At 71.2% G+C, this 13011-nt stretch carries 12 protein-coding genes; 9 read left to right on the top strand and 3 right to left on the bottom strand.

The window, feature by feature from the left end; all coding sequences use genetic code 11:
• Nucleotides 1-55 precede the first annotated feature (55 nt).
• Genes GTY96_RS22705 through GTY96_RS38325 form a run of 4 tightly spaced genes read left to right on the top strand, consistent with a single transcriptional unit; the run spans nucleotide 56 to nucleotide 3823 of the window.
• Nucleotides 56-730, top strand: a complete 675-nt coding sequence (locus GTY96_RS22705) for an RNA polymerase sigma factor (protein ID WP_143906796.1) — start codon at nucleotides 56-58, stop codon at nucleotides 728-730.
• A 3-nt stretch (nucleotides 731-733) separates the two neighbouring features.
• Nucleotides 734-1525, top strand: coding sequence for a hypothetical protein (locus GTY96_RS22700; RefSeq protein ID WP_161665753.1), 792 nt, complete (start codon nucleotides 734-736; stop codon nucleotides 1523-1525).
• On the top strand, nucleotides 1512-3197 hold the full coding sequence (locus GTY96_RS22695) for a caspase family protein (protein WP_161665752.1): 1686 nt from the start codon (nucleotides 1512-1514) through the stop codon (nucleotides 3195-3197). Before GTY96_RS22700 ends, GTY96_RS22695 begins: the two co-directional genes overlap by 14 nt.
• Nucleotides 3197-3823, top strand: coding sequence for a peptidase associated/transthyretin-like domain-containing protein (locus GTY96_RS38325; protein WP_161665751.1), 627 nt, complete (start codon nucleotides 3197-3199; stop codon nucleotides 3821-3823). The genes GTY96_RS22695 and GTY96_RS38325 overlap by 1 nt, the downstream gene beginning before the upstream one ends.
• Before the next feature lie 60 nt (nucleotides 3824-3883).
• Here GTY96_RS38325 and GTY96_RS22685 read toward each other — a convergent pair whose 3' ends face one another.
• Entirely contained in the window at nucleotides 3884-4507 is a 624-nt protein-coding gene (locus tag GTY96_RS22685) for a hypothetical protein (protein WP_161665750.1), read from the bottom strand.
• A gap of 65 nt (nucleotides 4508-4572) precedes the next feature.
• Here GTY96_RS22685 and hemE point away from each other — a divergent pair, with 65 nt between their 5' ends.
• From hemE to GTY96_RS22660, 5 genes are all read left to right on the top strand, one after another.
• The gene (hemE, locus tag GTY96_RS22680; protein WP_143906806.1) at nucleotides 4573-5616 is read left to right on the top strand and encodes a uroporphyrinogen decarboxylase; all 1044 of its coding nucleotides are present in this window, start codon (nucleotides 4573-4575) and stop codon (nucleotides 5614-5616) included.
• A gap of 118 nt (nucleotides 5617-5734) precedes the next feature.
• A complete protein-coding gene (fadI, locus tag GTY96_RS22675; RefSeq protein ID WP_161665749.1) occupies nucleotides 5735-7036 on the top strand; it encodes an acetyl-CoA C-acyltransferase FadI in 1302 nt (433 codons plus the stop codon).
• Nucleotides 7036-9273 (top strand): fatty acid oxidation complex subunit alpha FadJ, encoded by a 2238-nt coding sequence (gene fadJ, locus GTY96_RS22670; protein ID WP_161665748.1) that lies wholly within the window; start codon nucleotides 7036-7038, stop codon nucleotides 9271-9273. Before fadI ends, fadJ begins: the two co-directional genes overlap by 1 nt.
• A 93-nt stretch (nucleotides 9274-9366) precedes the next feature.
• On the top strand, nucleotides 9367-10506 hold the full coding sequence (locus tag GTY96_RS22665) for a mannosyltransferase family protein (RefSeq protein WP_328700971.1): 1140 nt from the start codon (nucleotides 9367-9369) through the stop codon (nucleotides 10504-10506).
• Nucleotides 10507-10540: 34 nt separating this feature from the next.
• Nucleotides 10541-11200 carry a class I SAM-dependent methyltransferase gene (locus tag GTY96_RS22660; RefSeq protein WP_328700970.1) on the top strand — a complete coding sequence of 220 codons (660 nt, stop codon included), beginning with the start codon at nucleotides 10541-10543 and terminating at the stop codon, nucleotides 11198-11200.
• A gap of 57 nt (nucleotides 11201-11257) precedes the next feature.
• Here the strand turns inward: GTY96_RS22660 and GTY96_RS22655 are convergent, their stop codons facing one another.
• Nucleotides 11258-12094, bottom strand: coding sequence for a ChbG/HpnK family deacetylase (locus GTY96_RS22655; RefSeq protein ID WP_161665747.1), 837 nt, complete (start codon nucleotides 12092-12094; stop codon nucleotides 11258-11260).
• Nucleotides 12095-12100: 6 nt separating this feature from the next.
• A complete protein-coding gene (locus tag GTY96_RS22650; RefSeq protein ID WP_143907072.1) occupies nucleotides 12101-12889 on the bottom strand; it encodes a glycosyltransferase family 2 protein in 789 nt (262 codons plus the stop codon).
• Nucleotides 12890-13011: the final 122 nt, after the last annotated feature.

Genomic DNA, 13011 nt, shown 5'->3' with positions numbered 1-13011 from the left:
AAAAGCCCTTCGTGACTCCTTCCCTGTCGACGGGGTACTCGACGGGAGCCATGGCGTGCACCTTCACAGCTGGACGGGCATCCCGGCCGGGGCGTCGCCCCGAACGGGGACCCACGCGCGGGCGTCGGTCTGGCGCGAGGGCTGGGAGGGCGGCGTGGTGACGGAGCAGGAGCTGGCGGACTGCATCCGCCGGGCGGCGCGGGGCGAGCAGCCCGCATGCGGCCAGCTCTACCAGCGCTTCCACGGGGCCGTGCGCCGTGTGGCGCAGGGCTCGGGGGCGCTGGGGGCGGCGGAGGTGGAGGACGTGGTGCAGGAGACGTTCGTGCGTGCCTTCCGCGAGCTGCCCCGGCTCCAGCACCCGCGCGCGTTCAGCGGCTGGCTGCTGACCATCGCCCGGCACCACGCGTATGCGCTCAGCCGTGGCGCGAAGGCCCGGGCCCGCGTGGCGGAGGACCTGGCGCGAGAGGCGGACGCCGCCGTGCCCGCGCTGCCGCCATCCTTGACGCTGGAGCGCCGGGTGGCGGTGGTGCGCGCGCTCATCGAAGGGCTGCCCGAGGGGCCGGAGAAGGACACGGCCCGGCTCTTCTATCTGGAGGGAGAGCTGAGCGCGCGGGAGATCGCCGACCGCCTGGGGCTGGGCAAGAGCGCGGTGACGATGCGCTTGGAGCGCTTCCGCGCCCGGGTGAAGCGTGAGCTGCTGGCGCGGCTGTTGGCCGCGGAGGTGGGGTGAGCCATGAGCGGGAGCGACAGACACCTGGACGTGGAGTCCTTGAAGGCCCTCCAGCAGCGGGAGCCCGAAGCGGTGCGGTACTTCGCCGACCACCTCTCGCGCCCCTGCGAGACCTGCGAGACGTTCCTCGCCGGAGAGGACGCGGAATCTGGTGACGCCTTCGGTCTGGATGCGCTGGCGGACGAAGCGCTCGTCGAGACCTCCGGACGGCCCCTCCGGGAGGACGCCGTCGGCTGGGCCCGGGTGCGCCGGAAGCTCGGCGGTCCGAGGCGGGCGTGGTTGACCGGAGCGCTCGGGGCGGCGGCCGCGGTCGTCCTGGCCCTCGTCGTGCGTCCAGGCACCGATAGGCCGGGCGTGGCGCCGTCCTCGCAGCGCACCAAGGGGAGCGCGCCCCTGGCATTGGAGGTCACGGCGGCGGCGCGGCTGCCGGACGGAGAGGTGCGCGCGGTCGCCGACGGGGCGGTGCTCCCGCCGGAAGCGGTGGTGCTCCTTCGCTACCACGCCAGTGAGTCCGGCGACGCCTTGCTGGTGCGCGAGGCTCCCGGTGTGCCCCCGCAGGTCCTGGGCCGCCACGCGCTGACCCCGGGCACGCATGACCTCCGGGACGGCGCGGACCTGGCGGGCGTGTCGCTGGAGGACGAACACGGACCGGTGACGCTGGTGCTGGTCGCCTGGCCACAAGGGGAGCAGGGGGCCGCGGCGCTGGAGGCGGTGCGCGTCAGCGGGCAGGTGCCCCAGGACGCGGCCCAGGTCCGTCTTCGCTTGAGGGTGGAGTCGGGGCATGCTGCTCCCTGAGGAGCCGCGCGTGTCCCGCCTGCTGTTCATCCCCCTGGTGCTTGCGCTGGTGACGCTCGGCGCATGCCGCACGGCGGACTCGCGGGAGAAGGGCCGCGCGGTGCGGGTGCGCCTGGAGGACGGCGTGCTGGCCACGGCGCAGGAGGGCGAACGGCACGCGCTGCTCATCGGGATCTCCGCGTACGCGGACCCCTCGTGGAATGGGTTGCGCTACGCGGCGAAGGACGCGGACGACCTGGGCCGCGTGCTGGCGGATCCCTCGCGTGGGGGCTTCCGCTCCGTGACGGTGCTCACGCGCCCCGAGCAGACGACGCGGACCGCCGTGCTCGCCGCGCTCCAGGCCTTGGAGGCCCGGTCGTGGCGTCCACAGGACGTGGTGGTCGTCTACGTGTCCGGCCACGGCTCGCTGGCGCGCGACGCGCGAGGCGAGCTGCGGCGCTACCTGGTGACGTCGGACACCCGCTACCGGGATGTGGCCGGAACGGGGCTGGAGATGGCGAGCCTGGAGCAGGCGCTGGAGCGGCTGGGGTCCCGGCGGCGGGTGCTGGTGCTGGCCACCTGTCACAGCGGCACGGGCAAGTCGCTGCTCCCCCCGGAGGTGCGCGACGAGCTGTCGCACACCAAGGCGCCCTTCCTGATGCAGCCGCTGGAGGCGGCGAGCCGCGCGTCGCTGGTGTTGTCCGCCAGCGACTGGGGCGAGGCGGCGCGAGAGGACGACGCGCTGGCCAATGACATCTACACGCACTTCCTCATCCAGGCACTGGATGGACGCGGCGACCGCAACCGCGACGGCGCGGTGAGCGCCACGGAGGCGCACGACTGGGCCCGGCGCAACACATGGGCCTATACGGAAGGGCGTCAGCGGCCCAGCGCGCAGATGCTGGAGGTGGGCGCGGATCCGGTGTTGCTGGCCGGCACGTTGGAGCGGCCCGGACAGCCGGAGGTCTTCTCCTACAGCGCGCGGCTGGAGGGCTTCACGCTCAAGGTGGATGGCCAGGAGGCGGGGGAGCTGCCTGGGGGCGTGGTGGTGCCGGAAGGCCGGCGCAGGCTGGAGCTGCGCAAGGGCGGCCAGGTGTTGTGGGAGGACACCGTGGCGCTGCGCTCCGGTGAGCGGCGGGAGCTGGAGGCGCTCCTGCGCTCCGTGGCGGACGGGCCCCGGCGCACGGTGACGTTGGGGGCGGGCGTGTTGGGCTTCCTCGATACGCGCAGCCGCGAGCAGGTGCTGCCCGCGTCCGGGCTCGCGGGCGTGGGCCTGGGCTGGGAGGGCGTGCTGCTGGAGGGGAGGTTGGACCTCTGGGTCGACGTGGCGGCGGGGCAGGGGAGCCAGTCGCTGCGGTTGGAGCCGGGCGGGTTCGTTCCGGTGCGCCATCGCACGCTGCTCGTGGGCGTGGCCCTGGGGCCGACGTGGACGTGGGGACGGCTGGGCTTCTCCACGGGTCCGCGCGTGGCCGGCTTGTGGCTGGAGCGCTCCTTCCAGTTGGAGTTGCTGGACCGGAATGAGCACTACCTGACGGCATGGCCGGGGTGGATGGCCGCGGTGTCGTTCCGTTTCAGCCCGGCATGGGTGTTGGAAGCACGCACGCAGTTGCTGTGGGCCTATGTCCCGGTGGACGGGCAGACGCGCATGGTGGGCTTTGGAGGCCTGATGCTGGCCGGAGGGTACCGCTTCTGATGCGAGCCAATGCATGCGGGTGGGCCATGGTGCTGGCGCTGGCCGGCTGTGGCGGCTTCGACAACGGGCCGTTGCGGACGGGCACGGTGCGAGGGCGCGTGCTCGGCGCGGAGTCGGGCGTGGCGCGCGTGAGCGTGCTGGGGCGCTCCGACCTGCGCGTGTCAGTGGACTCGGACGGGCGGTTCGAACTGGACGGCGTGCCCGCGACGTCGCTGGAGCTGTTCGTCATCGCGACGAAGACGCGGGCGGCGCGAAAGCCCGTGGTGGCCCAGGGCGCCCGAGTCACCGACGTGGGCGACATCCAGTCCGGACCCGGCGCCTTCCTCACCCTGCGGGTGACGGACGAGCGGGGCGCCATCCCCTCCGGTGTGGAGGTGGAGCTGAAGGGCACGGGCGGCGACAAGGTGAAGGTGGACGCTGGGAACGGCGAGGCGCGACTGGGGCCGCTGCCCGCGGGTTGCTACGAGTTGGAGGTGAAGGCCGACCACCTGGAGGACCTGGAGGAGGAGGTCTGCGTCCGCGAGGGGGAGGAGCAGGTGCGCGACATCACGCTGCCATCGGATGACCACGGCGGCGGGGACGACGACGGAGGCGATGACCACGGCGGCGGCAAGGATGGCGGCTGAGCGAGGCTCCCAAGGGGCCTTGTTGATTGAACGCGGGAAACAACGGGCTCGTCATCGGGTTCACCGTTGTTCCGTGGCGGTGACCCTCAGCGAGTCGAGGAACGCCTCTCCCTCGGGGAACGGGTCGTTTTCGAGGGAGATCGTCTGAAGGAAGAGCAGTCCTCTCCCAACGACAATCCATCGGTCGCTGATGTTTTCGCCGGGACCTGGACCGCCCCATTCGCGGACCGCCTTGTGCCATTCCCAGCCCACCCATGGCGCGGGCAGGCGCGTGTACTCGGTTCCTGCGAAGGGACGGACCTGCTCCCGTTCGAGCCGCTGGAGGTTGTCTTCTGGTGACGCTTCGGGGTCGAAGATATTGGCGGACCAGTCCATGCGGAGCTGCCTGTCGGAGTCGTGGTGATACCAGGAGCAGACGAAGAGCGTGGTGGCGCGAGACGCCAGGTCGATGATGGCGGAGGGGTCGAGGTGCTTGCATTCAGCATGGGTCGCCGAGCGCTCAGGTTCCGGTTTCGCTGGGGGAAGGGGTGGCGCAATCACGCTGACGCCAGGGACCGGCTCCCAGCGGACCGACTCGCCGGGCAGCGGCCACCGGGGCAGCGGCGGTGACGCGCTCCGGCCCGTCGCGCAGGCCATGCATGCAAGCGCGAGGAGGCTCGGAATGTAGCGATACGCTTGGTCCATGCGGATAGGGTACACCCCCGGGCCGTGAAGCCCGTGACTCCCTCCCGCCCCTTCAAGGTGACGACGTGAACGACCGACTCCTGCGCACGGCGCGCCGCCAGCCGACCGACACCACCCCCGTGTGGCTGATGCGTCAGGCGGGCCGCTACCTGCCCGAGTACCGCGCCATCCGCGGCACCATCCCCTTCCTCGATCTCTGCAAGCACCCGGACCTGGCCGCGGAGGTCACCGTCCAGCCCATCACCCGCCTGGGCGTGGACGCGGCCATCATCTTCTCCGACATCCTCATCCCCGTGGAGGCCATGGGCATCCACCTGGAGCTCGGGGACAAGGGCCCGCACTTCCCCAACCCGCTGCGCACCGCCGCGGACATCGACAAGCTCGGCGTCCCGGACCCCGTCGAAGGCACCGGCTTCGTCGCGGAGGCCATCCGCCGCACGCGCAAGGCCCTCAACGACTCCGTGCCCGTCATCGGCTTCGCGGGCGCGCCCTTCACCCTGGCCGCGTACATGGTCGAGGGCGGCGGCTCCAAGAGCTACATCGTCATCAAGCGCCTGCTCTTCGAGCAGCCGGAGCTGGCCCACCGCCTCTTCCAGAAGCTCACCGACACCCTCATCCCGTACCTCAAGATGCAGGTGGAGGCCGGCGCCAGCATCGTCCAGATCTTCGACTCCTGGGGCGGCGAGCTGTCCCCCTGGGACTTCGAACGCTTCAGCCTCCCGTACCTCACCCGCATGGTCACGGAGCTCAAGGCCACCGGCGTCCCCGTCATCCTCTTCGGCACCAACATGACCCCGCACCTGCCGCTCTTGAAGCGCACCGGCGCGGACGTCATCGGCCTGGACTGGCGCGTGAACGTGGACGAGGGCCGCCGCATCCTCGGGCCCGACGTCGCCACCCAGGGCAACCTGGACCCGCTCCACCTGTTCCTCCCCCGCGAGGAGCTGGACGGCCGCGTGAAGGACATCCTCCGCCGCGCCGGCCCCGTGGGGCACATCTTCAACCTGGGCCACGGCATCCTCCCCCCCACCGACCCGGACGCCGCGAAGTTCCTCGTGGACGCCGTCCACCGCCACGGCGCTGCCCTCCGCCAGGGCACCCTGGGCTGAGCCCGGGGCCCGTCCCCCCTCCTGGTGGGCAGTTGACTCTTGAATCAATCCGCCGTTGACGCGGTGCATTGCTGGTCGTTAGAAGTGCCTCACTCGTTTCACAGAGGGTGAGGCACACATGGCAAGCGAGAAGCGCAACGGCCACCGGCGGGTGGCCATTGTCCGGGGGCTGCGGACGCCGTTCGCGAAGGCGGGCACCGTCTTCGCCGGGCTGACGGCGCTGGACCTGGGCCGGATGGTGGTCCAGGAGTTGGTGCAGCGCAGCGACCTGGACCCCCGCGAAATCAACCAGGTCGTCTTCGGACAGGTCATCCCCACGCTGACCGCGCCCTCCATCGCGCGCGAGGTGGTGCTGGCGGCGGGCCTGCCCAAGAACATCGACGCCTTCACGGTGGCGCGCGCCTGCGCCACGTCCATCCAGTCGATGGTGGCGGGCGCCAACGCCATCGCGCTGGGTGACGCGGACGTCGTCATCGCGGGCGGCACCGAGTCCCTGTCGGACGCGCCCATCTTCACCAGCCGTCCCCTGGCGCACGCGCTGGCCGCGTCGTCCAAGGGCAAGAGCCTGCCGGACAGGCTCAAGCCCTTCCAGAAGCTCAAGGCCAGGGACCTCATCCCCGTGCCCCCCGCCATCGCCGAGTTCTCCACCGGCGAGACCATGGGCGAGAGCGCGGAGAAGATGGCCAAGGAGAACGGCATCACCCGCGAGGAGCAGGACCTCATCGCGTTCAACTCGCACCAGAACGCGGCCAAGGCGTGGAAGGAAGGCCGCTTCGACGACGAGGTGATGCACGTCCTGGTGCCGCCCAAGTACGAGCAGTCCGCCACCAAGGACAACATCGTGCGCGAGGACACCAGCCTGGAGGCGCTGTCCAAGCTCAAGCCGGTGTTCGACCGCCGCTATGGCAGCGTCACCGCTGGCAACGCGTCCCCGCTGACGGATGGCGCCGCGGCGCTCATCCTGATGAGCGAGGAGAAGGCGAAGGCGCTGGGCTACGAGCCGCTGGGCTTCCTGCGCTCGCACGCGTTCGCGGCCACGGACCCGGGCGACCAGCTGCTCCAGGGCCCGGCGTACGCGGCGCCCGTGGCGCTCAAGCGCGCGGGGATGAAGCTCGCGGACATCGACCTGGTGGAGATGCACGAGGCCTTCGCCGCGCAGGTGGCGAGCAACCTCCAGGCGCTGGCGTCCAAGGAGTTCGCGAAGAAGGCGGGCTTCGCCGCGCCGGTGGGTGAAATCGACCGGTCGCGGCTCAACGTGACGGGCGGCTCCATCTCCATCGGGCACCCCTTCGGTGCCACCGGGGCGCGCATCGTCACGCAGGCCCTGAACGAGCTGAAGCGTCGGAACAAGAACACGGTGCTGTGCACCGTCTGCGCCGCGGGCGGGCTGGGCGCCGCGGTCATCCTGGAGCGTGCGTGATGGCGACCAAGCAAGAGGCAGTCGAAGCGAAGCAGGGCTTGAGCTACGGCGTCACGGACGGCATCGCGGTCATCACCGTGGACCTGCCGGGCGCCCCGGTGAACACGCTGTCGCCGGAGGTGGGCACCGCGTCCACGGAGCTGCTCCTGCAGGCGGAGCGCGACCCGGAGGTGAAGGCCGTCGTGTTCATCTCCGGCAAGAAGGACAGCTTCGTCGTCGGCGCGAACATCGACTTCCTCCAGACCCTCAAGTCCCCGGATGAAGTCATGGCCATCAGCTACGCGGCGTACACGGAGTTCGACCGGCTGGAGTCCTTCTCCAAGCCGGTGGTCGCGGCCATCCACGGCGCGTGTCTGGGCGGCGGCCTGGAGTGGGCGCTCGCGTGTCACTACCGCATCGCCACCGACAGCCCCAAGACGACCCTGGGCCTGCCGGAGACACAGCTGGGCCTCATCCCCGGCGCCGGCGGCACGCAGCGGCTGCCCGCGCTCATCGGCGCGCAGGCGGCGCTGGACCTCATCCTCACCGGCAAGAGCGTCAAGCCGTCCAAGGCGAAGAAGCTGGGCATCGTGGATGAAGTCGTCCCGGTGCCCATGCTGAAGGACCTCGCCCTCAAGCGCGCGGCGGAGCTGGCGGCGGGCACGCTCAAGGTGGAGCGCGCGCACCAGGGCTTCAAGGCCGTGGCCCAGAGCGGGAAGAAGAGGGGCCTCGCCGGCTTCTTCCAGGGGCTCATCAGCAAGGAGCTGTGGACGGAGGCGGCGCTGGAGGACAACCCGCTGGGCCGCAAGGTGCTGTTCGACCAGGCGAAGAAGGCGCTCCTGAAGAAGACGCGCGGCAAGTACCCGGCGCAGGAGAAGGCGCTCCAGGTCATCCGCGTGGGCCTGGAGTCCGGGCGCAAGGCGGGCCTGGAGGCCGAGGCGAAGGCGTTCGGGGAGCTGGTGTTCACGGACGTGTCGCGGCGGCTGGTGGAGATCTTCTTCGCCACGACGGCGCTGAAGAAGGAGAACGGCACCGCCAACCCCAGCGTGAAGCCGCGCGAGGTGAAGAAGGTGGGCGTGCTGGGCGGCGGCCTGATGGGCGGCGGCATCGCCTACGTGGCCGGCGTGCTCCAGGGCGTGCCCGTGCGCGTGAAGGACAAGGACGACGCGGGCGCGGGCCGCGCGCTCAAGCAGGTGCAGACGGTGCTGGACGAGCGCGTGAAGCGCCGCTCGCTCACCCACCGCGAGGCCTCCGCGAAGCTGGCGAACATCACCGCGGCCACGGACTACAGCGGCTTCAAGTCGGTGGACCTCATCATCGAGGCCGTCTTCGAGGACCTGAAGCTCAAGCACAAGGTCATCGCGGAGGTGGAGGCCGTCACCGGCGCGGACACCATCTTCGCGTCCAACACCTCCAGCCTGCCCATTGGCGAGCTGGCCAAGGGCAGCAAGCGGCCCTCGCAGGTGATTGGCATGCATTACTTCAGCCCGGTCCACAAGATGCCGCTCTTGGAGATCATCACCCACCCGGGCACGGCGGAGTGGGTGACGGCGACCTGCGTGGACGTGGGCCGCAAGCAGGGCAAGACGGTCATCGTCGTCAACGACGGGCCCGGCTTCTACACGTCGCGCATCCTCGCGCCGTACATGAACGAGGCGGCGTACCTGCTGGCGGAAGGCGCGGACATCCTCCAGCTGGACAAGGCGCTGGTGGACTTCGGCTTCCCGGTGGGGCCCATCACGCTGCTGGACGAGGTGGGCATCGACGTGGCCCAGAAGGTGGGGCCCGTGATGGAGGGCGCCTTCGGCAAGCGGATGGCGGCGCCCAAGGCCCTGGAGGGCGTGGTGTCCGACGGCCGCCTGGGCCGCAAGACGCAGAAGGGCTTCTACCTGTACGAGAACGGGAAGAAGAAGGAGGTCGACCCGCAGGTCTACCTGCTCCTGCCGCACGGCAAGGACCGCAAGTCCATGGACCCCACGGAGATGGCGGAGCGCTGCGCGCTCCAGATGGTGAACGAGGCCATCCGCTGCCTGGGGGAGGGCATCCTGCGCAGCCCCCGCGACGGCGACGTGGGCGCCATCTTCGGCCTGGGCTTCCCGCCGTTCCTGGGCGGCCCCTTGCGCTACGCGGACAGCCTGGGACCGGCCAACCTGCTGCGCAAGCTGGAGCACTACCAGGACAAGTACGGCGAGCGCTTCACGCCCGCGCCGCTGCTGGTGGAGAAGGTGAAGGCCGGCAAGGGCTTCTACGAGGCCTGAGGTCGTGACGGACCGGGAGGGGGAGGGGGCCGCGAAGTCCCTCCCCGCTTCCGGGGCCTGACTTGACGGCGAGGGCGGTTCTGGACCAAGGGCATGGCCCGAATGGTCCGCTCCGCTCCTCGTGCCGTCCTCTTCGCCGGGCTCGCCGCCCTGGTGGTGTGCACCGCGTTGGTGACGGTGTCCGCGCTCGCGTTCCCCCTGGGCTACAGCCCCGCGCGGCTGACGTGGCCGGGCGCCCCCATCCTCCTGGGCTGGGCGCACTTCGACGCCGGCTGGTACGCGCGCATCGCCACGGAGGGCTACAGCTACACGCCCGGCCAGCAGAGCCCGGTGGCGTTCTTCCCGCTCTACCCGCTGGTGTTGCGCGGCCTGGGGCTCGTGCACGTGGACACGTTCCTCGCGGGCATGCTCGTCACCATGCTGTGCGGCCTGGGGGCGCTGTACGTCTTCACGCTGTGGGCGCGCACGCGGGCGGATGAAGCGGCGGCGCGGAGCGCGGGGCTGCTGCTGGCGTTCTACCCGTTCGCGTTCTTCCTCTACGGGGCCATGTACTCGGACGCGCTGTTCCTGCTGCTCGTCATCGGCGCGTTCCTGCTGCTGGAGCGGGGGCAGCTGGGGTTCGCGGTGTTGCTGGCCGCCGTGGCCACCGCGGCGCGGCCGGTGGCGCCCGCGCTGGTGGTGGGGCTGCTCGCGCGGCGGCTGGAGTGGAAGCGCGAGCGCGGCCTGAAGTGGGGCCTCGTGGACCTGTTGCCGGTGTTCGCGGCGGCGGGCTTCGTGCTGTACGTGCTCTACCAGTGGAAGGCGTTCGGCGAGCCGTTCGCGTTCGTGAAGGTGCAGTCCGCGCCGGGGTGGGACCAGAAGCCGGGCTGGCGCACGTGGGCGAAGCTGCGCTGGTTCCAGGGCTTCAGCCGGGAGATGTCGCTGTCGGACGGCCTCCGGCTGGTGGGGCACGCCGCCGTCACGCTGGGCGCGCTCTCGCTGGTGTGGCCGACGGCGAAGCGGCTGGGGTGGGGCTATGGCGTCTACGCGCTGGCCATCGTGGGGCTGCCCGCCATGTCCAGCAAGGACTTCATGGGCATGGGGCGCTACCTGCTGGCCGCCTTCCCGCTGTTCCTGACGCTGGCGTTGCTGCTCAGGGAGCGCCCCCGCTTGCGGTGGGGCGTGCTGGCCACGAGCGCCTGCGCGATGCTGGCGTTGACGGTGGCGTATGGCGCCGCGGAGTACGTGTCATGAGCGGGCGGATGACGCCGGATGCGGAGGCCGCGTCGTGAGCGGACGGATGGCCCAGGTGCTGGCGCTCTACGCGGGGCTGCCCGCGAGCGAGCGGTTCCACGTGCACGCGCGAGCGTCCTCGGCGCCGCTGCTCGAGGTGGCCTCCCGCCTGCCGCGAGGCACGGTGGCGGACATCGGCTGTGGGCATGGGCTGCTGTCCGCGCTGCTGGCGGTCTCGGGGTCAGAGCGCCGCGTGCTGGGCGTGGACCTGGATGAGCGCAAGGTGCGCTGGGCGCGGCAGGCCCTGGCGGGCTTGCCCAACCTGACGCTGGACGTGGGGTCGGTGGAGCAGCTGGCGCTGGCGCACCCCGGCACGCTCGACGCGGTGGTGGTCTGCGACGTGCTGTACCTGCTGCCCGAGGCGCGGTGGCCCGGCTTTCTCCAGTCCGTGCGAGGGCTGCTCCGGCCCGGCGGGCGCTTCCTGTTGAAGGAGGTGGAGGGAGACGGCTCCTGGAAGCACGCCAAGGCGCTCGCGCAGGAGTGGGTGATGGTGTCGCTCCTGGGCCGCACGAAGGCCAGCGGCGGCATGGTGCTCAAGTCGCGCGTGGACGGCGAGCGCCTGCTGCGCGACGCGGGCTTCGAGGTGCGCGAGGTGGTGGGGCTGGGCGCGGGCTACACGACGCCGCACCTGCTCTACGACGCCGAGGCCCGCTAGCCACTTCGCGCGGGCCCCCCGAACCCCGGGTGTTCGCGGGCGTGACGGGGCTTCGCCTCAGCCGAGCGCGCCGTAGCTCGCGAGCGCGATGTTCCGCTCCGCGAGCTTCGCCTTCACCCGGGGACTGGTGAGCGCCGCCAGCTCCGCGTCCCAGCCGTAGCGCCACGCCGGATCCTCCGGCACGTGCGGCGCGCCCTCGCCGGGGTGACACCCCAGCTCGAAGTCGCCCGCGGGCAGCGCGTCCAGCACCGCGAGCAGCGCGGGTTCATCCAGCCGGCCCGCCTCGAACACGCCCCCCGCGCTCACCCGCCGCACGCCCGGCCGAGCCCTGGGCGCCGTGCGCGCCAGCACCGCCAGCACCGTGGTCTTCAACGCGGGCCCCGGCGCCCGGAGCCACGCCGCGCGCGGCAGCGCATCCGGCCAGCGCAGGGGCAACGCCTCCCGCGCCGCGATCCCCTCCACCACGGATCGCACGCCCGGCAACAGGTGCAGGTGCTGGTGCCCGTCCAGGTGGTCCACCTCCGCGCCCAGCTCCCGCGCGCGGGACAGCTGCGCGGTCAGCTCCCGCTCCAGCTCCTCGCGCCGCACCCGCCCCGTGAGCCACGCCTTCGCGAAGTCCGCCCAGCTGCCCCGGAGCCGTCCCCCCGGCGCCACCGTCCGCACGGAGTCCTCCGGCGCGGCGCAGGGCAGGCGCGTGGAGAGCGCCAGATGCACGCCCACCGGCAGGCCCTGCGCCTTCGCCCGGCCCACGGCCTCGGCCGCCGAGGGGCCCATGGACAGCAGCGTCGCGCTGGTGACGATGCCGTCGCGGTGCGCCCTCAGGATGCCCGCGTCCAGCGACGGATGCAGGCCCAGGTCATCCGCGTTGACGATGAGGCGCGTGCGCGGCCCCATGGAAACCTACCCGCGCCCCGCGCTGCCTGACACCGAGCGCAGGGGCTGCACCGACGGCGGCAGCCGCACCGGCTGCTGCGGCGCGGACGGCGAGCGCGTCTCCGGGTACAGGTTCACCAGCTCCTTCACCATCTTCAGGATGACTGACGGCGAGGCCAGCGTGGAGATGCCGCGCGTGCGCGGGAAGTAGTCCACGCCCATCTGGAACACGCGGAAGCCCTTGCGGATGGCCTTCACCACCAGCTCCGCGTCGATGAACGAGCCCTGGCTCTTGAGCTCCATCGACTCCAGCACCCGGCGGTGCATCAGCTTGAAGCTGAAGTTCACGTCCTTGATCTGGATGTCGAACAGCGCCCGGATGAGCAGGTTGTAGACGAACGAGTACACGATGCGCTTGGGGCCCTCGCTCGTGCGGTCGAACCGGAAGGCGCAGATCATGTCCGCCTCCAGGTAGTCCATCAGGTGCAGCGCCCGCTCCAGCTCCCGCATGTCCCACGGCAGGTCGATGTCCGAGTACAGCACCAGGTCCTTCGTGCTCGCGGACAGCCCCGTGCGCATCGCCCCGCCCAGCTTCAGGTTCACGGGGTGGGTGATGACCCGCAGCTGAGGCACCTTCGCGGCCAGTGCGTCACAGACCTCCTGCGTCCGGTCCGTGGAGGCGTCGTTGACGACGATGATTTCAAAGTCGTCGGTGAGCTTCGGCAGGACTTCCAGGGCGCGGCTGACTGCGCGCTCCACGTAGTCCTCTTCGTTCCAGGCGGGGAAGAAGAGGCTGATGCTCGGGTACTTGGCCACGGTCGTCATCTCGCGCGCGTTCCATCCAGAAGGAAACGGGCGCTCGGTACCAGAGGGTCAACCCGGTGGCAAACCCCATGGCCCTTCTCGTGACAAACCCTTATAGTACCGCGTAATCATCA

The organism is Corallococcus silvisoli, assembly GCF_009909145.1.
GTDB classification, from domain to species: Bacteria; Myxococcota; Myxococcia; order Myxococcales; family Myxococcaceae; genus Corallococcus; species Corallococcus silvisoli.
This window is presented reverse-complemented; position numbering and strand designations above follow the sequence as displayed.

Bases quoted from the DNA above. Each gene is read 5' to 3' on its own strand.
- GTY96_RS22685 (WP_161665750.1), bottom strand. From the start codon at position 4,507: ATGGACCAAGCGTATCGCTACATTCCGAGCCTCCTCGCGCTTGCATGC.
- fadJ (WP_161665748.1), top strand. From the start codon at position 7,036: ATGGCGACCAAGCAAGAGGCAGTCGAAGCGAAGCAGGGCTTGAGCTAC.
- GTY96_RS22655 (WP_161665747.1), bottom strand. From the start codon at position 12,094: ATGGGGCCGCGCACGCGCCTCATCGTCAACGCGGATGACCTGGGCCTG.
- GTY96_RS22695 (WP_161665752.1), top strand. From the start codon at position 1,512: ATGCTGCTCCCTGAGGAGCCGCGCGTGTCCCGCCTGCTGTTCATCCCC.
- GTY96_RS38325 (WP_161665751.1), top strand. From the start codon at position 3,197: ATGCGAGCCAATGCATGCGGGTGGGCCATGGTGCTGGCGCTGGCCGGC.
- GTY96_RS22665 (WP_328700971.1), top strand. From the start codon at position 9,367: ATGGCCCGAATGGTCCGCTCCGCTCCTCGTGCCGTCCTCTTCGCCGGG.
- fadI (WP_161665749.1), top strand. From the start codon at position 5,735: ATGGCAAGCGAGAAGCGCAACGGCCACCGGCGGGTGGCCATTGTCCGG.
- GTY96_RS22700 (WP_161665753.1), top strand. From the start codon at position 734: ATGAGCGGGAGCGACAGACACCTGGACGTGGAGTCCTTGAAGGCCCTC.